General features: G+C 64.3%; 11 protein-coding genes and 1 pseudogene. 6 read left to right on the top strand and 6 right to left on the bottom strand.

All coding sequences use genetic code 11. The annotated features are described in order from the left end of the window. Positions 1–44: 44 nt before the first annotated feature. Positions 45–8,699 (bottom strand): GH36-type glycosyl hydrolase domain-containing protein, encoded by an 8,655-nt coding sequence (locus QIW53_RS03295; protein ID WP_371048261.1) that lies wholly within the window; start codon positions 8,697–8,699, stop codon positions 45–47. Between the two features lie 224 nt (positions 8,700–8,923). On the opposite strand from QIW53_RS03295, the gene QIW53_RS03290 reads away from it, so the two are divergent. Continuing rightward, entirely contained in the window at positions 8,924–9,397 is a 474-nt protein-coding gene (locus QIW53_RS03290; RefSeq protein ID WP_371048260.1) for a hypothetical protein, read from the top strand. 31 nt (positions 9,398–9,428) lie between these two features. On the opposite strand, the gene QIW53_RS03285 is transcribed toward QIW53_RS03290, so the two are convergent. The 3 genes from QIW53_RS03285 to QIW53_RS03275 form a co-directional block, all read right to left on the bottom strand. Beyond that, the gene (locus tag QIW53_RS03285) at positions 9,429–11,912 is read right to left on the bottom strand and encodes a TonB-dependent siderophore receptor (protein WP_371048259.1); all 2,484 of its coding nucleotides are present in this window, start codon (positions 11,910–11,912) and stop codon (positions 9,429–9,431) included. A 97-nt stretch (positions 11,913–12,009) separates the two neighbouring features. Continuing rightward, positions 12,010–12,951: a FecR domain-containing protein gene (locus QIW53_RS03280; protein WP_371048258.1), complete on the bottom strand. Its 942-nt coding sequence runs from the start codon at positions 12,949–12,951 to the stop codon at positions 12,010–12,012. Beyond that, entirely contained in the window at positions 12,948–13,472 is a 525-nt protein-coding gene (locus QIW53_RS03275) for a sigma-70 family RNA polymerase sigma factor (RefSeq protein WP_192303413.1), read from the bottom strand. Before QIW53_RS03275 ends, QIW53_RS03280 begins: the two co-directional genes overlap by 4 nt. Before the next feature lie 203 nt (positions 13,473–13,675). Between QIW53_RS03275 and QIW53_RS03270 the strand changes: the two genes are divergently transcribed. The 5 genes and pseudogenes from QIW53_RS03270 to QIW53_RS03250 form a co-directional block, all read left to right on the top strand. Further along, positions 13,676–14,587, top strand: a complete 912-nt coding sequence (locus QIW53_RS03270) for an AraC family transcriptional regulator (protein WP_371048257.1) — start codon at positions 13,676–13,678, stop codon at positions 14,585–14,587. 76 nt (positions 14,588–14,663) lie between these two features. Next, positions 14,664–15,131, top strand: a complete 468-nt coding sequence (locus QIW53_RS03265) for a (2Fe-2S)-binding protein (RefSeq protein ID WP_192303409.1) — start codon at positions 14,664–14,666, stop codon at positions 15,129–15,131. Further along, a complete protein-coding gene (locus QIW53_RS03260) occupies positions 15,131–17,380 on the top strand; it encodes a xanthine dehydrogenase family protein molybdopterin-binding subunit (protein ID WP_371048256.1) in 2,250 nt (749 codons plus the stop codon). The genes QIW53_RS03265 and QIW53_RS03260 overlap by 1 nt, the downstream gene beginning before the upstream one ends. A 17-nt stretch (positions 17,381–17,397) precedes the next feature. Further along, entirely contained in the window at positions 17,398–18,750 is a 1,353-nt protein-coding gene (locus QIW53_RS03255; RefSeq protein ID WP_371048255.1) for a c-type cytochrome, read from the top strand. A gap of 72 nt (positions 18,751–18,822) precedes the next feature. Continuing rightward, positions 18,823–19,122: pseudogene (locus QIW53_RS03250) on the top strand (XdhC family protein); the annotation flags it as partial. A gap of 16 nt (positions 19,123–19,138) precedes the next feature. Here the strand turns inward: QIW53_RS03250 and QIW53_RS03245 are convergent. Together QIW53_RS03245 and QIW53_RS03240 are read right to left on the bottom strand one after the other, a co-directional pair. Further along, positions 19,139–20,704: a GMC family oxidoreductase gene (locus QIW53_RS03245; RefSeq protein ID WP_371048254.1), complete on the bottom strand. Its 1,566-nt coding sequence runs from the start codon at positions 20,702–20,704 to the stop codon at positions 19,139–19,141. 113 nt (positions 20,705–20,817) lie between these two features. Further along, the gene (locus tag QIW53_RS03240) at positions 20,818–21,744 is read right to left on the bottom strand and encodes a LysR family transcriptional regulator (protein WP_371048253.1); all 927 of its coding nucleotides are present in this window, start codon (positions 21,742–21,744) and stop codon (positions 20,818–20,820) included. Positions 21,745–21,797: the final 53 nt, after the last annotated feature.

The raw sequence follows: 21,797 nt of genomic DNA, 5'->3' as shown, positions 1-21,797 counted from the left end.
CGGGTCAGGGTACACCCATGCACGCCACGGGCGGTGATCAATGCCTACTCATCGACGGCCTGCGCATACTCCAGCGCTTGGGGCCTGGGCGACCGGGCGCGGCAGTCCACCCGAACCCAGCGCTCCAGGCCGTCGTCTTCGAGCGTCAGCGTCGTGCCGCTCAACGGCTGGCCGTCGAGGGTCATCGAGGTGAGGGGCGAACTGCCCTGATGCACATCGAAGTGGTAAAGCGTGTTGCCGAAGCGGTAATGCAGTTTGAAACCCGGCCAGTCGACGGGTATCAACGGTTCGAGGCTCAGCGTGCGACCGCTGCGTTGGACACCCAGCAGTGACTCCACTATCAGCCGGTACATCCACCCCGCCGAACCGGTGTACCAGGTCCAGCCACCGCGCCCGGCATGGGGAGGCGCGCCGTAGACATCGGCGGCCATGACATAGGGTTCGACCTTGTAGGTGTCTATTCGCGCAACGTTGGCAAGGGCCGCCGGGTTGATCAGGTTCAGCACCTCCCACGCCTTGGCGGCATCGCCCAATTGCGCGAACGCCATGCCCGCCCAAACGGCAGCATGGGTGTACTGGCCGCCATTCTCGCGCACGCCTGGCACATAGCCCTTGATGTAGCCCGGGTCCAGAGCGCCCTTGTCGAACGGTGGGTCAAGCAGCAGCACGGCGCGGATGTCTCGCTTGATCAGATGCTCATCCAGTGCCTGCATCGCCTTGGCCTGGCGGACAGTGGAGCCGGCTCCGGAAAGCACCGACCAGCTCTGGGCAATCGAGTCGATACGACACTCCGCGTTGCTCGCCGAACCGAGCAACTGACCGTCGTCGAACCAGGCACGACGATACCAGGCGCCGTCCCAGGCACTCTGTTCAAGGTTGCGTTGCAGTGCCTCTGCGCTGTCGCTGCAGCGCCTGGCGAAGGCGTGATCGCCGTGCAGGCGAGCGGTCACCGCAAATTGTGTCAACACCTGATAGCCGAAGAAACCCAGCCACACGCTTTCACCTTCACCCAGATGGCCGACACGATTCATGCCGTCGTTCCAATCGCCGGAGCCCATCAGCGGCAACCCGTGGCGACCGCGCTGCAGGCTGTGCTCGATGGCACGTACGCAGTGCCGGTACAGCGACTCCTGCTGGGGCGAAACCACCGGCAGGTCATAGTAGGATTCTTCGCCACCCGTCAATGGGCGTCCTTCCAGATACCCGACAGGCACGTCGAGCACCGCCGCGTCTGCGGTCATTTCGACATAGCGGTTGGTGGCGGCCACCAGCCACAGGAAGTCATCGGAACAGGCGGTGCGAACCCCTCGATTCATCGGCGGGTGCCACCAGTGCTGCACGTCTCCCTCCAGATACTGATGAGCGGCGCACAGCAGCAGATGCGCGCGCACGGTCGCCGGATCGGCGTGGATCATGGCCATGCTGTCCTGTAGCTGATCGCGGAAGCCGATGGCACCACCGGACTGGTAGTAGCCGCTGCGGGCCTGGAACCGGCAGGCAATGACCTGATACATCAGCCAGCCGTTGACCATGACATCCACCTCGGGCGCGGCGGTTTCGATATGGATCGCCCCGAGCAACGAGCGCCAGTGCTCCCGCACCTTGTGCAACTGCTCGGCGGCGACCAGGCTGCCCCGATGGCGCTGCACCTGCTGGCTGGCGGCGTCGCTCGAGGCGGCCGCGCCCAGGCGCAGGATGACTTCCTTGCTCTCGCCATCGGCGAGATCGACCGCCACTTGCAGGGCGGCACAAGGGTCCAGGCCGCCCCCCAGGCGCCCGGACAACCCGGCGTGCCGCATCGCTTCCGGCGAGGCCAGGGTGCCGCCGCGACCCACGAATTCCGTACGGTCACCGCTGACCCCGTGATCGACCGTGTCGGTATCGAAGAACGCCACCCGCTCGGAAAATTCCACCGAGTAGGCGTTGCGGGCGAAGAGGGCGCCGGTGGCCGGATCCGATTGCGTGACCACATGCATCGCCGACTTGCTGCGCAGATCGCCCAGCACCCATTCCACATAACCGGTGACCGACAGCGTTCGGCTGCGCCCCGAGCGGTTGCTCAGCAACAGGCGCATGAATTTGATCGGTGCATCCAGTGCCACATAGATCCACAGTTCGCTGACAATTCCGTCTTCTTCATGTTCGAACACGCTGTAACCGAAACCGTGACGGGTCTGGTAGGGGCCTGTTCCGGGGCAGGGTTGTGGGGCGGCAGACCAGAAGTGCCCGGTCTCTTCATCCCGCAGGTAAATGGCTTCGCCGCCGCGATCGGTGACCGGGTCGTTGTGCCAGGGCGTCAGGCGAAACTCATGGGCGTTTTCGGCCCAGGTGTAGGCGCTGCCGGTTTCCGAGATGACCGTGCCGAATTGAGCGTTGGCAATCACATTGACCCAGGGCGCCGGTGTCGGATTGGCCGCCAGCCCGCTGATGATGTATTCGCTGCCATCGGCACTGAAACCGCCATACGCGTTGCCCAGCAGCAGCGCCGAAGGCTTGGGCACGGACAGGGTCGGCCTTGCCTGGTAGTGCCGTGTTGCCACGAATGGCGCATGTACCGGCGACACTTTGCGACGATGAATCTGTTCGGCCAGGCTGCCGGAACCTTCGTTCAAGACCAGCCTGGCCACCGAGAGCACCAGCACGCGATCTTCGTTCGACAGCTGTTGCACCGCACGCACGAAGATGCCGCCCGGACGATCCAGCAACGTGGCCTCACTGCCGGAGGTGATCAGCCCCATGATCGCGTCCTGCAGTTGTTGACGGTAACCGGCCTGGTCTTCGTTCCAGATCAACAGGTCGACCACCAGGCCTTTTTGCCGCCAGTAGGCATGAGCCTGAATCAGCTGTCGCACCATCGCGATGTTGTCCAGGCTCTGGATTTTCAGCAGGACAATGGGCAGGTCACCGGAGATCGCCTGGCCCCAGAGGCCCGACTGATTGCGCCGATTGGCGGTCAGTACGGTGTTATCGGCGCGCATCGAGGCGTTCGCATACAGCAGCGACGACGCCATCTGTTCGAACAGGCGGGCGTCGGCGAGCGAGATGTTGAGCTGGCGCAGCAGCACCTGGCTGTGGGTCCAGGACAGGTCGAACACCCGGTCGGCGAGGTGGCGGTCGCGGTATTTGTTGATCAGGTAGACGCAGTCGTCACGGTTATCGGCGACGCCGGTGACCAGGTCGATGGTCGCCTGCTGGCCGGGTTGCAGGGTAATCCTGCAGCGAATCGCGACCACCGGGTCCAGTACCGGGCCGGCACTGCCAGACAAGTGCGGGCAGTCGGCATCCAGGGCGGCGGGTGATACCAGGTTGCGTCCACGACCAACGAACCGGGCGCGATCGGTTTCGTACGAGATCGCGTCGATGTCCACGCCGTGTGCCGCCAGTAAATGGCACATCCACGGCGTCGATTCGTCGCTCGCCCTGGGACGGCGGCTGCACACGATGGCCTGGAGTGCCGGCAGCAGTTCGGTTTGCACGAACAGTTTGCTGAACGCCGGGTGCATGGCATCGCTGGCCGGGGACGTCAGCACCACTTCGGCATAGGTGGTGATTTCCAGGGTCTTGGCCGATGACGCCCGGTTGGTGACGTGCAGGCGGCGCAGTTCGATATCGTCTTCAGGCGAGACGACAATCTCCATGTGCGTGTCGAAATCCAGGTTGCGTGCGCGAAACTCTGCCCGGGAGTCGCTGAAGATCGCCTCGTGGCTTTCGGGCTGGCGCAACGTTGGCTGATGCGCGGCCGACCATACGGCATTGGACTGCACATCGCGCAGATAGCAGAACATCCCCCAGTTATCCTGGGAAATGTCTTCCTGCCAACGGGTGACGGCCATGTCGTGGCGGCGGCTGTAACCACCGCCACCGCTGGTCAGCATGACGTGGTAGCGACCATTGGAAAGCAACTGCACGGCAGGGCGTTTGCGGCCCGGGTCAGCGAACACCCGGAGCCCGGCGTCCTGGCCCAGCCCACCATCACCAAGCGCGGGCGACTGGGCGGTCTGCAGGTACGGAGCGGCGGATTTCGGCACTCGTTCCTGCAACAGCAGCAGGGCCGATTGCAGCGCCGGATCGGCGGCGAAGCGGCGTTGCATGGGCTGATCGAGCAAGCGGCTGGTCAAGGCCAGCAGGCTCATGCCCTGGTGGTGCGCCATGAAGGAGCGGACCACGACGTGGGGCTGGCCGCGGGGCAGTCGGGCCTCGGTGTAGTCCACCGCCTCATACAGACCGAAACGTCCCGCGCAACCTTGCAGGGCGAGTCGTTGCAGGTTCTTGCAGGCGGCATCGGCGTCGACCATCAACGCCAGGACGCTGGCGTAAGGTGCGATGACCACGTCATTGCTCAGACCGCGCTGGAGTCCCAGGGCCTGAACTCCGAAAGCGCGGTATTGATAATTGAAGTGGGCGTCGAGGGTGTAATAACCCGACTCCGAAACGCCCCAGGGAATGCCCAGCAGGTTGCCGTGTTCGATCTGTACCGCCACGGCGGCGCGGCACGTCTGGTCCAGCAGGCTGCCGTCGTAGTTGGGCATCACCAGCATCGGCATCAGGTATTCGAACATCGAGCCCGACCAGGACAGCAACGTCGGCACCCCGGCGTTTTCCCCCAACAGCCTGCCCAGGGTGAACCAGGCACGCTGGGGGATTTGTCCCTGGGCGATGACCACGTAATTGGTCAGCCGCACTTCGGAGGCCAGCAGGTCGTAGTAACCGCTGTCGAGCCTGCGGTCTTCGGCGTTGTAGCCGATGACGAACAGGTCCCGCTGATTGTCGTACAGCAGCGAGAAATCCATCTGCGCCAGTGACGTCGACAACAGGGCCAGGCGCTCCAGGGTCAGCAGGCGCGCGGCGGCGACGGCGCGCACCTGCTCGAGTCGAGGGTGATGCTCCGCTGCCCAGCCGGCCGGGTTCAGGCCTGCCAGTTGACGCAAGCTGCCATGTACCGACGGGGTGCCGGGCAAGGGCGCAGGGAGTCGATAGCGCTGCAACTCTTCGCTCCAGTCGATGCATTGGCGGTCGAACACCTCGCGCCAGTAAACGCTCTCTTCATCTAGGCCGCCAGGAGTGTCCGCGACGCTGATGCGTGCCGCGTGCAGCAGGTCTGCCAGCGCCTCGCGGGTTAACGATGGCGGGGCCTCATCCAGCCGTTTTCGCACGTCATTGCAGGCGGTTTCATCCACGCCCGCGGCACGCTGGGTTTCGCCAAGGATCTCCAGGGTGTCGCGCAGGCCCCTGATCACCGCAGGGCCGAACATGGGCGCGTCGGCAAGCTGCGCAAGGCCGGCGCTCAGGGTCAGCAGCAGACCCGCCAGGTTGCCGCTGTCGACCGTGGAGACGTAATGCGGTTTCAACGGTTCGAGGGTCTGCGTGTCATACCAGTTGTAGAAGTGCTGCCGATACCGTTCCAGGCCGTCCATGCTGTCCAGCGAGGCACCCAGGCGCGTCAGCAGTCGTTCGGTGCTCAGGTAAGCGAAATCGTGAGCGGCCAGGTGGGCGAGCAGGGACATGCCCATGTTGGTGGGCGAGGTGCGATGGGCAATGGCGGGCCTGGGTTCTTCCTGCACGTTGTCCGGTGGCAACCAATGATCCTGCGGTCCCACGTAGTGATCGAAAAACGCCCAGGTTCTGCGCGCCAACAGGCGCAGGAAGCGCAAGTCCTCCGTCGACGGGGCGAACACCGATTGTCGGGGCGGCGAACTGAGTCGCCAGGCGATCCAGGGGCCGGCCAACCATGCCAGCAGCAGGGGGCTGGCGATGGCCAGGGTCTGTGGGTCGTGCGCCAGCAGGGCCAGGGACACCAGCGCCGAGAGCGGCTGGACCCACATCTGCCGGTAGAGCCCGGAAAGCCGGTTTTCCGTGCTGCGCTCGACCTCGCGCGAAGGCTGCCATTGCAACAGCCGGCGCCGGCTGAAGCCGATTCGCCAGAGCGAACGCAAGAGCGCATCGACGCTGTAGAACATTTCGAACGGCAGCCAGGCCAGTGCCAGGCAAGCCCTGGCCAGGTCCTGGCCCAGATCGCCCAGTTGCGCTCGCACGTATTGCCCATAGGGCACATCGTCGGGAGGCTGTATCAGGTCGGTCACCACCCGCAGCAAAGGTTGGATGAACAGCAGGCCGATGACGGTGAGCGTCCAGTGGAGCGGCGCCGTGCTGGCAAACCACCCCCATGACAGCATCAGCAACAGCGCCAGCGGCTCCAGGCTGCGGCGCAGGTTGTCGAGGATCTTCCAGCGCGCCATGACGCTCAGCCGGTTATGGATCCAGTGGCCCTCGGCGTTGCGCACCCAGGGCAATGTCCACGGCAGCAACTGCCAGTCGCCGCGAATCCAGCGATGCCGTCGTTTGACATCGGCACCGAAGCGCGACGGGTATTGCTCGTACAGTTGCACGTCGCTGAGCAACCCGGACCGGGCATAGCAGCCTTCGATCAGGTCGTGGCTGAGGATCTGGTTATCCGGCAGGCAACCGTCCAGCGCGCAGGTGAACGCATCCACGTCGTAGATGCCCTTGCCGATGAACGAGCCTTGCTGGAACAGGTCCTGGTAAACGTCCGACACTGCCCGCGTGTAGGGATCGACCCCGGCATCGCTGCCGAACAGTCGGGCGTAGATCGAGCGCGTGGCGCTGGTCAGGCTGATGCCCACGCGCGGTTGCAACACCGCGTAGCCGGAGACGATCTGCTCGCCGGTGGCATCGAACAACGGGCGATTCAGAGGGTGCATCATCGCCGCCACGCACTGGCGGGCGACATCGCGGGGCAGCAGGGTGTCGGTGTCCAGGGTGATGACATAGCGCACGGCGCGCAACGGGGTGATGTCTCCGACAATGGCATCGAAACGGTCCTGCCCCCGGCCGCGTAACAGGTCGTTGAGCTCGATCAGCTTGCCGCGTTTGCGCTCGTGGCCCATCCACACCCGCTCACTGGCGTTCCAGCGCCGTGGCCGGTGCAGCAGAAAGAAGCGGTCGTGCAACCCGTCCGCATACTTCTGGTTGAGCTGGCTGACAGCACGGCTGGCCTGGTCGAGCAGCCCGGCGTCCTCGGGCTCGTTCGCCTGCGCGGCGTCCAGGAAGTCGCTGAGCAAGGCGAAATACAGGTTGCGGTCGCGGTTGGCGAGGAAGCGTACTTCCAGACCCTCCACCAGTTCGTCCACATCGGCCGGGCTGGCGATCAGCGTCGGGATCACCACCAGGCTCGTCGCGTCATCGGGAATGCCGTTGGCGTAATCCATTTTCGGCAACACGGCCGGCACCAGGCTGAACGTCACCAACCAATTGATCAGACCGATCGCCAGGCGACTGGTCATGATCAGGCAGGGAACCGCCAGCATCAGCAGGGCTGCCGCCGACATGCCATCGCGCTGTGCAGAGGCCAGCAGGGGCCAGGCGAGAACGAACGTCAGCAAGGCCACCGGTGACAGGTAGAAAACCAGCGGCGAGCGCTGCAGCAGGCGATTCCAGCGCTCATGGAACGGCACCCGGGCCTCGAGTCGGCGCTCCAGCGCCGGCAGGCCTGCGCTGATCAGGTAATACCCGACGTGACGGGCCAGCACCGGGCAGGACACGGTGGCCGTTGCGGCGATGGCGAGATCGATCGTGGCTTGGGCGACCTGGATTTCCGAGTGCCAGGGGCTTCGTCGGGCGAGGCGCTCGACCACATGCCGATAGCTGTCGCGCGTACTGAAATCCATCGCCTGATAAACGCCCGCCGGGTCTTCCCTGAGGATCCGGTCGACATGACTCATCGACTCGACGAACTCGCGCCAGTCGGTCGCGGACAGGAGCCGCAGGCTGCCGATGCTGTTGCTGATGGACACCTGGTCCGCTGCCTGTTGTTGCGCATCGAGCTGCACCTGGCGCTCGATGCTCGAGCCGCTTTCACTGAGCATCTGCTCGATCCAGTTCAACGGCAGGGCCAGGGCCGCGCTCTGACCCTGCAGGCGACGGGTGAATTCGGCGACAAAGGCGGCAGTGATCGGCGGTGCGGAGCGGGCCATGTCGGCGACGGTCAACACCACATTCTTGATGTCGCGCTCCGAGGTCTCGATCAGGCGCTCGGCCCAGTCATCGGCCAGATTGCGGTCATCGGCGTTGGCCATGACCCGCGAGGCCACTCGCCGCAGGTTCTCGATCAACGCCAGACGCAACATGATCGGTATCGCCCACAGTTCCCCCAGTGCCAGGGGCATCACGGTCTGATAGGAAAAGATGAAGCGGCTCAGGCTTTGTTCGTCGACCCGACCGTCGCCATGGGAGATGGTTTCCAGCGCGATGTCATAGACGCGGGGCAGGCCGGCGGAAGGGCCGTTGACCAGGCGTGGCAATTCGCGGCTGTAGCCTTTGGGCAGGTGTGATCGGGCGGTGCGAATGTTTTCCTCGACCAGAAAGTAGTTGTCCAGCAACCACTCCGCTGCCGGCGTCACTCGACGGCTGGACATTTGGGCATCGGCCAGCGCCGCACAACTGCGCTTGAGCAGTCGCTCGTTGTCATCGAGCCTGCGCAACATCGGGTCCCGGGCGGACAACGCCGTCAGGCGATGTTGTCCGGCAAGAGCGATGCCGTGAGTGGCCATCTGATCGGCGCTGAACAGCTCCGAGCGCAATATCGGCTCATATTCGAAGCGGGGTTTGGAGAACTGACCGGTTCGCCAAACGCCGGACGAGCGGGAAAACACCCTCAGCATGCGTGTCCATATACTGTTCATAAAGTCCCGAGCCTGAAACGCACGACTGCAATTGCGCGCTTTGAGAGGTGCGCCAACGCATCGCGCCAGCGCCGAGCAGCGCCTTCTGGACGTAGCTTTTCAGCCTTGAGTGTGAGGACTATGAGGGGCGTTCGTCTGTTCGCTGGCGAACATACAGCGAGCACAGCCTTGGCGAGTCAGTCGCCGCGTCGGGCTTGCTGATCGGGGTGTGGTGGGGTCGACGCATGATCGGTGACTACGTCAATCCGCTCGGCATGGCCCTGGAGTCCATCGCCGTTCTCGGTCTGGTCTGGCTCATCAGCGCGACGCCGACCGGTGTGCAGCCTGACTCCGTGCTGCTGGGCGTCCTTCTGTTCGTGATTGGACTGGGACAAGGGCTGGCGCTGCCGACCTTGATGCGTATGGTCACCGGCCGCGTCGCCCCCGCCTACTCGGGCATGATCGCCGGCATCGCCAGTTCGACCCTGCAGGTCAGCACCTCACTCAGCGTCGCCGTGATTGGCGGGGTGTTCTACACAGTGCTCGCCTCACGCACTGATCCGGCCGCCATCACCCAGGCGTTCACCGTCGCCAGCGTGTGCATTGCCGTCTGCCTGGCCACCGGCGCTGGATTGAGTTTGACGCTTGCCTGGCAGCCCGCCGCCAGTGCACCCGCTCGCCGCGTCAGCGACGGGGCCCGAGCAGGCAGGGGTACTTGAATCCGCCTTGGCTATGCCGAGGCGGTGCCGATCAGAAATCGTAACGCGTGCTGAGCATCACGTTACGCGGATCGCCGTAATAACCACTGTAGAACGTGGTATCGAGGGCGCTAAGGTACTTCTTGTCGAAGACGTTGTTGACGTTGAGTGTGGCCGATAGCTGGTCGGTGACCTGGTAGCGTGCCATCAGGTCAAAGACGGCGTAATCGTCCTGCCTGGCCTTGACCGCACCGGGCAATCCCGCCGGTGTGGCGCTGAAATGAATGCCACTCTGCCAATTCATGCCACCGCCCACGGTCAGTCGATCGAGTTCGCCTGGCAGGCGATAGGTGTTCCACAGCTTGACCGTGTTGGCCGGGCTCACGGTGTTGATGCGCTTGCCGTCGGCGTCCTTGGTTTTGCTGTGGTTATAGCTGGCGCTGAGGTTCCAGTCGGGCATCAGCTCTCCGTTGAGCTCCATCTCGAAACCCTTGGTCGTGGCGCCGCTCACCGCTCGATAGGCCGCCGTGGTGGTGCCGGGAATGACTTGACCCGGGTCGACTTCGGCGAGGTTGTCCTGCTTGATGACGAAGGCGGCAATACTGGTGTTCAAGCGACCACCGAAGTACTCGCTCTTGAAACCGACTTCGTAGTTGTCACCTTCACGGGGCTTGAGGGTGGCGCCGTCGCGGTCGCGCACGCTCTGCGGTTTGAAGATGTTGGTGTAGCTGGCATACACCGAGTGGATGTCGTTGAGGTCGTAGACCACCCCTGCATAAGGTGTGACGACGCCGGTTTCCTTGTAGGTAGTGACGCGGTCCAGGGCCGGTGTCAGTGCGTAGCTCAGATCGTAGGTGTAATCGTAGTCGCTGACCCGCGCGCCGAGGATCACCGAAAGGTCGTCGCTCGGACGCAGCCGGGTCGCAAAGTAGGTGCCGCGCTGGTAGATCGTGGTGTCGCCGTCGTACAGCTTGCCGAGCGAGGTGTTGGCCCTGGCGGTGTTGTTGTCCCAGGTGTAGAAGTTGACGACGCGACCTTCGACAGCGGTGCCGCGCAGCGGGCTGTGGCGGTTCTCGTATTTGGCGTAGTTGTAGCCAACGATGGCCTCATGGCGTCGGCCGAACAGTTCGAACGGGCCCTGCGCCTGCAGGTCGACGCCGGTCTGCTTCTGCCAGGTGCTGCCGGCGCCGCCATACAGACGAACGCCTGCGCCGGTGGTCTTGTTGGGGAAGCCCCAGCTGGCGGTGGCCAGTTCATAGTCGCTGCGGTCAATGTACATCTGGTTCAGCGATGCTTTGAGCGTCCAGTCGCGGGCGAGTTTCTGTTCCAGGCTGAAGAAGCTGTTGAGGGTGTTCTGTTCGTTGGAACTCCAGCGTGCGGCGCTGTTGGTGGAGCGAGAGAAGTCGGTCTGTTCGCCATTGCTGTAGAACAGGGGAAAGGCCACCGAAGAGGAACCCTGCGGCTTGTTCTTTTGATAATCAGCGCCGAAGGTCATCAGGGTGCTGTCGCTCAGGTCGGTTTCGAGGATGCCGTAGTAGACATCGCGTTCCTGATGGTAGTGATCCATGAAACTGTCGTTTTGCTGGTAAGCAACCACCGTACGCCCGCGCACGTTGCCGGTGGGCGTCAATGGGCCGGACAGGTCAACTTCGCCACGGTACTTGTTCCATGAGCCCAGCCCCCCGCTGATATGTCCTCGAAATTGCTCGGTGGGGCGTTTGCGTACCATGTTGATGGTGGCGGACGGGTCGCCTGCGCCGGTCATCAACCCCGTCGCGCCGCGCAAGACTTCGACGCGGTCGTAGATCGCCATGTCGGCCAGGCTCTGGGCCGAAACCTGGCTGACGATGTCCAGCGTGGTCGGAATGCCGTCGAACTGGAAGTTGTCGACCGTGTAGCCGCGCGAGTAGATGTTGAAGCGCTCGCTGCCCAGGTTCTGCACGGTGATGCCGGGCGTCTGTTCCAGTACTTCGGGCAGGCTTGCGAGGTTCTGGTCGTCCATCCGCTGGCGAGTCATGACACTGACCGACTGCGGCGTTTCGCGCAGTGACAGGTTCATTTTGGTGGCAGTTGCGGAGCTGCCGGTGGTGTACGAGCCGGTGCCTTCGGTGGTCGAGCCGAGTGCGGCGCCGGTCACGTTGGTCGCGCCCAGTTCAAGCACATCATCGCTGCCGCGTGGTGCCAGCAGGTAATCGCCCGACGGACCCTGTGTCACCGTCAATCCGCTGCCGGCCAGTAGGTTGGCGAAGCCCTGTTCCAGGGTATAGCGGCCCTGCAGGCCCTGACTGTGCTTGCCGCTGGTGAGGCCGGCGTCGAAGGACAGGACCACGCCTGACTCGTTGGCAAAACGGCCGATGACCGCGCCCAACGGGCCGGGCTGAATGGCGTAATCTCGCGTGACGGATTGCGCCATGGCTTGGCTGTTCGAACCCATCAACGGCTGGAGAAGAACGACCTGCAAGGCCAGCGTGGTGCCCAGGACGGCAATGGCCAGTGGTTTGCGCGGATGGGGCAGGGTGCGGTTGGGGCGATGCATGAAGACTCCTTCGAATGCAATAAGGCTGTTTTGCACAAGGAGTCGTACGAAAACCTGAAAATCGACAATCGTTAATGAGAATATTTTTCGAAAAGACTCAGGCGCGCGGTTCGACCCTGACCCAGAAGCGTGTGCGCGTTTCGATCCGTACCGGTAGCGCCTGGCTGATCGCTGCCATTGCACGGTCGGTGTCGTCCAGCGGGAAAGCGCCGGACAGTCGCAACCCGGCGACTTGTGGCGCGCATTGGATGATGCCCGGCCGATAGCGTTGCAATTCGCTCAGTGCGTTGTCCAGGCGCCAGTCGTCGATCACCAGTCGGCCGTTGCGCCAGGCGTCCCGTTCCGGGCTCAGCGATTGCGGTGTCGACAGAGGGCCCTCGCTAAAGTCGAGACGGTTCCCGGCCCGGACGATCAGCTCATTGTCGACAGGGTTGTTGCGTACCGCGACGGCATGTTCGAAAACGTTGAGTTCGGTGTGGGCGTCGTATTGGCGAACACTGAAACGGGTTCCCAGTGCACGCATCTCGCCTTGGGCGCTGCGCACCTTGAGGGGGCGCGGGTCCGTACCGGTTTGCACCCAGATTTCCCCCGCACGCAGGATGATCAGGCGTTGTGTCGCGTCGTAGCGGATATCCACGGCGCTTGCGGTGTTCAGGGTAATCAGCGTGCCATCGTCGAGGTTCAGGTTGCGACGCTCACCGGTACGGGTGCGCAGGTCGGCCATCCACACCGGCATCTCCCGGTAGCCGGACCAGGCCAGCCCGCACGCGCCTGCGCCGAGCAGCAGACTCTTGAGCACGGCCCGCCGGTCGAGGCGCGATTCGCCCGCCAGCAGAGCGCGGCGGGCCAGTGGGCCGGAGACGCCCTGAAGTTCGGCCTGAAACATTTCCAGGCGCTGCCAGGCCCACTGGTGCAGCGGATCTTGCTGATGCCAGGTGAGCCACTGCCGCCGAGTGTCCTCGCAGCCCGGTACCGCGCCGAGACGAGCGTGCCACTGCGCGGCATCGCGAAGGGCCAGGCGCTGCTTCGCGGCGTTCATGCCTGCGCATCCAGGGCAAAGAGCAGGCACTGCTCGGTGGCCTTGGCCATGTACTTGGTGACCGAACTGACCGATACCCCGAGGTGTTCGGCGATCTCGATATAGCCCAGACCCTCCAGCTGGGCGAGCAAAAACGCCTGCCGCACCTTGTAGCCGAGCCCGTCGAGCATGGCGTCCAGCTGCAACAAGGTTTCCAGCATCAGCATGTGCTGCTCGGGGGAACAGGCGAGCAGTTCCGGCTCTTGCGCCAGTGCATCGAGGTAAGCCTGCTCCACACTGCGCCGCCGCAAGTGGTCAATCATCACGCGCTTGGCGACGGTGGCGAGGAAATGCCGCGGCTCGCGCAAGGGATGGGCGATGGTGCCGGTCAGAAGACGAACGAAGGTGTCATGGGAAATGTCGGCAGCCTTGTCTCGATCAGCCAGACGCTTGCGCAGCCAGCCAGTGAGCCAACCGCCGTGGTCACGGTAAAGACTGTCCACCTGTTGATGCAGCGGCGAAGGCGGCAGAATGGCGGACATGACGGACTCCCTGTCGGTTTATTTGAGGATAAGAATTAATCGCAATTGTATGAAGGCTGACGCGGTTTGTGAATAGGTCATCGATGAAGCCGCGCACTTGCGCAATCCAATCGAATACTTGCCTGATCCTCTGAACATGCAGGGTGATGGATAGGAAAGCCGCTGGGCGCAGGCTAGAGTCTGGCCAATAGGAGCGAGCCGCCATGATCCATGTCAGTCCCTGCAAGGAGTCGCCTCTGGCCGCGAACATCGACCCGCGAACCTGTCAATCGGGTGATTTCGCCACGTCGATTCCCGGCCTGTCGCTGTTTCGCCGCGATCAGCCGGCGGCGCCGGCGGTCTGCATGGTCGAGCCGAGCCTGATCCTGGTGGCGCGTGGCGAGAAACGCCTGTGGGTCGGTGGCGAGGGTTATCGCTACGACCGCTCGGGCTTTCTGATCACCTCCCTGGACCTTCCGGCCAATTCCGAAGTGCTGACCGCCAGCGCCGGGCAACCCTGTGTCGGGCTGGTCCTGAAGCTGGACATCCCCATGCTCGCCGAGGCGCTTGCCAAGGGCGGTATGCCAGTCACCCGTGGCCGTGCAATCGACAGGGGTGTCGGGATCGGCACCATGACCCCGGCGCTGGAAGACGCGCTCAATCGCCTGCTGGCATTGCTCGATGAGCCGGAGGCGATCCCGGTGCTCGCGCCGCTGATCCTGCGCGAGGTTCACTACCGCCTGCTCAGGAGCGACCAGGCGACGCGGTTGCGTCAGATCACGGCCGTCGATGGTCAGGGCTATCGCATTGCCAAGGCCATCGACTGGCTCAAGCTCAACTACAGTGTCCCGCTGCGCATTGATGAACTGGCGGCGCGCGTGCAGATGAGCGCGCCGACCTTTCACCACCATTTTCGCCAACTGACCGCGATGAGTCCCCTGCAGTACCAGAAATGGCTGCGCCTGAACGAAGCGCGGCGGTTGATGCTCAGCGAACGCCTGGACGTGTCGCGGGCGGCGTTCGCCGTGGGTTACGAGAGCCCTTCGCAGTTCAGTCGTGAGTACGGCCGGATGTTTGGCACCGCGCCCAGAAATGACATTGCGCAGCTGCGTGGGCAGGTGCTGGATGCCGTTTGAAGACCCCATCGAATGCCGTGGAAGCGGCGAAAAAAACATAAATAAAGTACATCAACCGATGATCAGCGGGTGAGCCATGGAATTACGAATCAACCAGAAGACCTATCAAGTCGATGCCGACGCCGATACGCCCCTGCTGTGGGTGATCCGCGATGACCTGGGCATGACAGGCACCAAATACGGCTGCGGGCTGGCGCAGTGCGGTGCGTGTTCAGTGCTGGTCGACGGCAACGTGGTGCGTTCCTGTGTCACGCCGGTGGCCGGTGTGGTCGGTCGCGAGGTGACGACCATCGAGGCCATCGAGGCGGATGAAGTGGGCAAGCGGGTGGTGGCGACCTGGGTTGAGCATCAGGTGGCCCAGTGTGGCTACTGCCAGTCCGGGCAGGTCATGGCCGCCACGGCGCTGCTGAAAAACAACCCCACGCCGAACGACGCGCAGATTGAGGCGGCCATGGTCAATCTCTGCCGTTGCGGCACCTACAACGCCATTCAGGCTGCGGTCCACGACCTTGCTGGCCAGCCTGCGAAGAAAGGGGAAGCCTGATGAGCCCGCGTATCGATTCCGTGGAAGAAACCCTCCATTTCACACTGACTGACCCGGTGAATGTGTCCCGTCGGCGTTTTCTCGCCGGCACCGCCGTGGGCGCTCTGGTGCTGGGCTTCGGCCTGCCGCTCGGTTCGGCCAGGGTACAGGCGGCTGCCACCGCGGCAGCGGAACGCGGGACCCAAGTGCCGGCGTTTCTGGAAATCCGCCCGGACAACACCGTGCGCCTGCTGTGCCCGTTCATGGAGGGCGGGCAGGGCACCTACACCGCCATGGCGCAGATCGTCGGTGAAGAATTGGACGCCGATCCCGCGAGCTTCCGGGTCGAGGCCGCGCCACCGGGCGAGGCCTATGTGGTGCTGGAAAACGGCATGCGCATTACCGGCGGCAGCATGTCGGTGCGCATGAGCTACCCGACCATGCGTCGCCTGGGGGCGCTGGCCCGGGCCATGCTGCTGCAGGCGGGCGCCGAAAAGCTCGGCGTACCGGTGGGTGAACTGACGACCGAGCCGGGCAGGGTCGTGCACGCCGCCTCGGGGCGCACGCTCGCCTACGGTGAATTGGCCGAGCGCGCGATGGACCTGCCGGTGCCTGATCCGGCCAGTGTCCAGTTGCGTGATCCGAGTCAGTTCCGCTGGATCGGCAAGCCGGTCAAGCGCCTCGATGCCTACGACAAGTCGACCGGCAAGGCGCTTTACGGCATCGATCTGAAAGTCGACGACATGCTGCATGCCGCCGTGCAACACGCGCCGCGCCTGGGCATGACCGTCGGCAACCTGCGCAACGAAGAACAGGTCAAGGCCATGAAAGGCGTGCACTCGGTGCATCGCCTGCCCGGCGCAGTGGCGGTGGTGGCCGAGCGCTGGTGGCACGCCAAGCGCGCGGTGGAGGCGATTCAGGTCGACTGGCAGGAGCCGGGCGCCGACTCTCAGGTGCGGGCGATGCCGGCGGACTTTTCCAGCGATGCATTCGTCAAGCGCCTGGCCGCCGAACGGGGACCTGCCCGCGACGATGAAAACGAAGGTGATGTCGCCGGCGTCCTGGCCAAGGCCAAGACCACAATCGAGGCCACCTACCATAATCAGTACCTCAACCATGCTCAGCTGGAGCCGCCGTCGGCGCTGGCCCGGTTCAACCCGGACGGCTCTCTTGACGTCTGGCTGCCCAACCAGGCGCCGGACATGTTCCTTGCCGACATCGCCAAGCGGACCGGTCTCGACGCTTCGCGGATCAGCTTGCATTCACCGTTGCTGGGCGGATTTTTCGGCCGGCATTTTCTCTACGACTCGGCCAACCCCTACCCGCAGGCGATTGCCCTGGCCAAAGCGGTGGGACGCCCGGTCAAGCTGATCTGGACCCGCGAAGAAGAGTTCCTGCGCGATGCACTTCGGCCTATCGCCGCCGTCAACTTCCGCGCCGCACTGGATGCCGACGGCCTGCCGTTGGCCATCGAAGCGATCAGTGCCACCGAAGGCCCCACCGAATCACTGGCCGGCAAGCAGGGTGAAAAGCTCGACCCGACGGCCCTCGAAGGCCTGGCCGGCAAGTCCTACGCCATTCCCAACAAGCGGATCGCACAAATCTACGTCAAGGGCCCGGCCATGCTCGGTTACTGGCGCTCGGTCGGCAATTCGCTCAACGATTTCTTCTACGAAGCGTTCCTCGATGAAATCGCCGACAAGGGTGGCAAGGACCCGTTCGAATTGCGCCTGCACTTGCTGCGCGATAACCCGCGCCTGACCACGTTGCTGCAAGCGGTGGGCGAACTGTCGGGCGGCTGGAAGCGCGGCCCGTTCACGGCCGAGGACGGCACCCGGCGTGCGCGTGGCGTGGCCATGGCTTCGCCGTTTGGCACCCAGACGGCGGTGATCGCCGAGGTGTCGATCGAGAAGGGCCAGGTCAAGGTGCACGACATCTGGCAGGCCATCGACCCGGGCAGCATCGTCAACCCGGCCATCGTCGAAGCCCAGGTCAGTGGTGCTGTCGCACTGGGGCTGTCTCAGGTGCTGGTGGAGGAGGCGGTGTACATCGACGGCAAGCCCCGTGCGCGCAACTACGATTTGTACCCGATCCTGCCGCCTTCGCGGATGGCTCGGGTCCATGTGCGGGTGGTCGAGAGCGGGGGAAAAATGGGCGGTATCGGCGAACCGCCGTTGCCGGCCGTCGCACCGGCCGTGGCCAATGCGGTGGCGACCCTCACGGGGCAGCGCATCCGCAGCATGCCCTTGAGCCGCTACACCTTCACTTGAACAGCGCCGGAGCGTCCATGAGTAACCGCCGATTCGCAAGAACCGCTGGCTGGCTGGCCGTGCCGTGTCTGGTCGCGGCCGGCCTGCTGGCCTGGTATGTCACCTCTGAACCCGCCTCGCGCCTGGACAGCCAGCCGCTGGCCGCGGCCGAGATCGACGCGGCACTGGTCAGCCGCGGCGAGTACGTCGCCCGGCTCAGCGACTGCGTGGCCTGCCACAGTGTGCCCGACGGTGCGCCCTTCGCCGGCGGTCTGGAAATGGCCACGCCCTTGGGAGCGATCCACGCCACCAACGTCACCCCGGACCCCGAGACCGGCATAGGCCGTTACAGCCTGGCGGACTTCGACCGCGCGGTGCGCCACGGGGTGGCGCCAGGTGGGCGGCGGCTATACCCGGCCATGCCGTATCCGTCTTACGCCAAACTCAGCGACGACGATGTCCGGGGCTTGTATGCCTTTTTCATGAAAGGCGTGGCTCCGGTCAAACAGGTCAATATCCCCAGCGATATCCCCTGGCCGCTGAACCTGCGCTGGCCGATCGCGTTGTGGAACGGGGTGTTCACCGACACCGGGCCCTACGTGGAAAAACAGGCGCAGGATGCGTTGTGGAACCGTGGTGCCTACATCGTCCAGGGCGCGGGCCACTGCGGCAGTTGTCACACCCCGAGGGGGTTGGCGTTCAACGAGAAAGGGCTGGACGAGTCCGCCACGCCGTTCCTCGCCGGCGCCTTGCTCGATGGCTGGTACGCACCGAGTTTGCGCAACGATCACAACACCGGCCTGGGGCGCTGGAGCGAGCCGGACATCGTCCGGTTCCTCAAGACCGGCCGCAACCGGCATGCCGTGGTCTTCGGCTCGATGACCGAGGCGTTCAACAACTCCACGCAGTTCATGAGCGATGACGATCTGGCCGCGATTGCGCGCTATCTCAAGTCATTGCCCGGCGACCTCCAGCGTGACGGCGCTCCCTGGCAGTATCAGCCGGTGGCCGCCGCCGCCCTGCAGGAAGGCCCGGGTGCGCATACCTATGTGACCCGCTGCGCGTCCTGCCATGGCCTGGATGGCAAGGGGCAGCCCGAGTGGATGCCGCCGCTGGCCGGCGCCACCTCGGCATTGGCCAGGGAGAACGCTTCGGCGATCAACATCACCCTCAACGGCTCGCAACGCGTCGTCGCTGCCGGTGTGCCGGATGCCTACCGCATGCCTGCCTTCCGTGAGCAGCTGTCGGATCAGCAGATTGCCGAAGTCCTGACGTTCATGCGCAACAGCTGGGGCAACCGGGCTGAGGCAGTGACTGCCCAGGCTGTCGGCAAGCTGCGCGAACACACCGATCCGGCCAGCAGCAGCCCGATCATTCTGCAAATGCGTTGAGGAGGGGTTGATGGAAAGCATCGACGTGCTGGTCCTGCGTACGGCGCGCGATTGGCTCGCCGCCGGGGATCGCGTGTCGACGAACTGGCCTTGCTCGAAGCCTTGCACGGGCCGGCGTTCTATATCGGCGCCATCGGCTCGCGACGCAACAGCCAACTGCGTCGCGAACGCTTGATCGAGCATTTCGGCGAGACCGAGGCCTCGCTCGAACGCCTGCAAGGTCCCATCGGCCTCTACATCGGCAGCAAGACCCCGGCGGAAATCGCCGTGAGTGTGATGGCGCAGATTCTGGCGGCCAAGAATGGCGTGGGTCTGTCGGGGGGACTGAGCGTGGCGGCCGCCAAGACCCGCGAGTGTCTGGCGGCGACCTGAGTGCACACAGCGACAGTCAGCCAGCCGGTGCCAGTCCATGGGCCGCGAGGATCAGATCGGCCGCGCGCTCGCCGATCACCACGCACGGCGCCATGGTGTTGCCGACGGTGATTCGCGGCATGATCGAAGCATCGGCGATCCGCAGCTTCTCGATGCCATACACCTTGAGCTGGTGGTCAACCACCGACAGCGCATCCCGGCCCATTTTCGCCGTGCAGCACTGGTGCCAGTAGGTCACCGCCGAATCACGGATGAATCGTTCCATGGCCCGACGGTCACGCTGGCCGGGAACGACCTCCCGTTTGATCAGTGCTTCGAAGGCGTCGCTGTTGCCCAGTTCCCGGCACAATTCGATGGACGCGAACGCGGCAGCCATGTCCTGCGAAGTGCTCAGCGAATTCGGCTCGATGAGCGGGTTGTCCAGCGGGCCGGGGCCCGACAGGCGCAATCGGCCCCGACTGCCGGGTCGGGCGAGACCGGCGAACATCGTCCAGCCGTGTTGCGGCGGCTGAACGCCGACCTCGGGCGGGGAAGGGACCGGAAATTCGAGCTGGCACTGCAGCAGGTCGGGGGCGTCCAGGCGAGCATCGCTTTTCCAGTAGAGGGTGGCTTCGCAACCACCGCCGCCGACGGCCTGGGGCTGCCGATACTCCCAGGTACAGCCGAAAGCCACGTGGTCCTGGTAGTTCTGGCCGACGCCGGGCAGGGGATTGATCAGGTCGATCCCGTGGGGGCGAAGCTCCTCTTCCGGTCCGATTCCCGATTGCATGAGGACCTTTGGCGTGTTCACCGCGCCCATCGACAGCACCACTTCATTTTCCGCGTAGAAACAGCGGCGCCGATGGTCGATCAGCACTTCGACACCCGTTGCCCGTGTTCCCTGCAGCAGGAGGCGGGACACCCATGCCCCGGTGAGGACGGTCAGGTTGGGAGCGTGCAAGTGGGGCTTGATGTAGGAGTCGTACATCGATTCTCGCTGTCCGCGGTTGATGCGCAGGTCGGTGATGGCGACGCCGCCGGGACCTTCCATCATTTCGCCATTGGGGCTGTCGAACCGGGGAATGCCCAGGCGGCTGGCGGCTTCCAGGGTGGCCCAGGCGAGCGGTTGCGGCGCGGTTGGCTGCGCGACATGCACAGGGCCGCCGACACCCCGGCGCTGGGCGTCCGGCAGGCCTTGCCAGTTCTCGATCCGCGCGTAGTAGCGCAATGCGGAGTCGTAGCCCCATGCCGAATCGCCGGATTCGGCGGCAAAGTAATCCCAGTCCGATCGGTGCCCGCGTGCCCACACCATCACGTTGATGCTCGATCCACCTCCAAGCCCCTTGCCCATGCTCAAGGACAGGCGACGACCGTTCAGATGGGGATTGGGCTGCCCTTCGAATGCCCAGTCGCGCTCCGAGCCCAGGTTCAGCGGCCATTGCGAAGGCTCTGTGATCGCGGGGCCGGTGCTGCCATGACCGGCTTCGAGCAGCAGCACCCGAACGTCTTTGTGCTCGGCCAGGCGTGCCGCGACCACGCAGCCGGCCGTGCCGGCGCCGCACACGATAAAATCGTAATGGCTGTCAGGGGTGGGGCGATTCATGCGTCGCACCCGGCGAAGGCGCGGGTGATGGTGTTTGATGTAATTGTTTTCATTGGATCAGCTCCCTGGATGGAAGCCCGATTCTGCGGGTGGCCCTGTGCGCCAGGTATCGGTCAATTGTCCGACCCGGGGTCCTCCAGGCCCTTCAGGTTGGCGCGAGCCAGCGCGGTGAACGCCTTGAGCGCAGCGCTGGGATTGCGGCGGTTGGGGTAATACAGGCACAGGGTGTCCCGGGGCGGCGTCCAGTCTTCAAGCACCCGCTCGAACTCGCCGGCGGCGACTTCACCGAGCACGTCCTGCTCCATGAAAAAACCAAGGCCCACGCCGGCCTTGACGGCAGCCTTGGCCACACCGGACTCGTCGAGGGTGAGCGGGCCCTGCACATCGAGGCGCAGCACTTGTCCCTCCCGCTCGAACTGCCAGGGGTAAATCGCGCCGTTGGGCAGACGAATACGAATGCACGGATGATGGAGCAGATCCGCCGGCGTGCCGGGCCGGCCATACCTGGCGAAATACCCCGGCGTGCCGACCACCGCGTAGCGTTGCGGCTGCCCCAGGGGGATCACGATCATGTCACTGGGCACGAGGTTCGCGGAGCGTACGCCAAGATCGAAACCGTCAGCGACGATGTCGACCAGACGGCCTTCGGTCACCAGATCAATGTGCACCTGCGGATAGCGCCGCAGGTATTGCAGCACCAGCGGTAACAGCGCCGAGCGGGCGGCACTGGCGAACGCGTTGATGCGCAACACCCCCGACGGCCCGGCGCTGTGGGATTGCACGGCGTCGAGTGCCGCGCGGACATCCTGCAGGGCCGGGCCGACCTGTTCCAGGAACATCTTGCCGGCTTCGGTCAGGGACACGCTGCGCGTGGTGCGATTGAACAACCGCGTGGCGAGGTTCGCCTCCAGTCGGGCAATGGTGTTGCTCAACGCGGTGGTGGACATGCCGAGGTCGATTGACGCCTGACGAAACGAAGCCCTGCGCGCCACGGCCATGACGGCATCCAGCTCATTGAGGCTAACGCGAGGCTCGGGCATTGGATTGTCCTGGTTTGCGGGATGGGGCATTAATGTTTGTCCCAGTTGAGCAA

Origin of the sequence: Pseudomonas fluorescens (assembly GCF_041354075.1) — a bacterium.
In the GTDB taxonomy this organism is placed as follows: domain Bacteria; phylum Pseudomonadota; class Gammaproteobacteria; order Pseudomonadales; family Pseudomonadaceae; genus Aquipseudomonas; species Aquipseudomonas fluorescens_CE.
Note: the sequence above shows the minus strand (reverse complement) of the source record. Positions and strands in the feature narration are given on the sequence as shown.

What these genes read in the sequence shown, in the direction of transcription:
- QIW53_RS03245 (WP_371048254.1), bottom strand. Translation starts at nt 20,704, where the DNA reads ATGAATCGCCCCACCCCTGACAGCCATTACGATTTTATCGTGTGCGGC.
- QIW53_RS03275 (WP_192303413.1), bottom strand. Translation starts at nt 13,472, where the DNA reads ATGTCCGCCATTCTGCCGCCTTCGCCGCTGCATCAACAGGTGGACAGT.
- QIW53_RS03255 (WP_371048255.1), top strand. Translation starts at nt 17,398, where the DNA reads ATGAGTAACCGCCGATTCGCAAGAACCGCTGGCTGGCTGGCCGTGCCG.
- QIW53_RS03270 (WP_371048257.1), top strand. Translation starts at nt 13,676, where the DNA reads ATGATCCATGTCAGTCCCTGCAAGGAGTCGCCTCTGGCCGCGAACATC.
- QIW53_RS03295 (WP_371048261.1), bottom strand. Translation starts at nt 8,699, where the DNA reads ATGAACAGTATATGGACACGCATGCTGAGGGTGTTTTCCCGCTCGTCC.
- QIW53_RS03280 (WP_371048258.1), bottom strand. Translation starts at nt 12,951, where the DNA reads ATGAACGCCGCGAAGCAGCGCCTGGCCCTTCGCGATGCCGCGCAGTGG.
- QIW53_RS03290 (WP_371048260.1), top strand. Translation starts at nt 8,924, where the DNA reads ATGATCGGTGACTACGTCAATCCGCTCGGCATGGCCCTGGAGTCCATC.
- QIW53_RS03285 (WP_371048259.1), bottom strand. Translation starts at nt 11,912, where the DNA reads ATGCATCGCCCCAACCGCACCCTGCCCCATCCGCGCAAACCACTGGCC.
- QIW53_RS03240 (WP_371048253.1), bottom strand. Translation starts at nt 21,744, where the DNA reads ATGCCCGAGCCTCGCGTTAGCCTCAATGAGCTGGATGCCGTCATGGCC.
- QIW53_RS03260 (WP_371048256.1), top strand. Translation starts at nt 15,131, where the DNA reads ATGAGCCCGCGTATCGATTCCGTGGAAGAAACCCTCCATTTCACACTG.
- QIW53_RS03265 (WP_192303409.1), top strand. Translation starts at nt 14,664, where the DNA reads ATGGAATTACGAATCAACCAGAAGACCTATCAAGTCGATGCCGACGCC.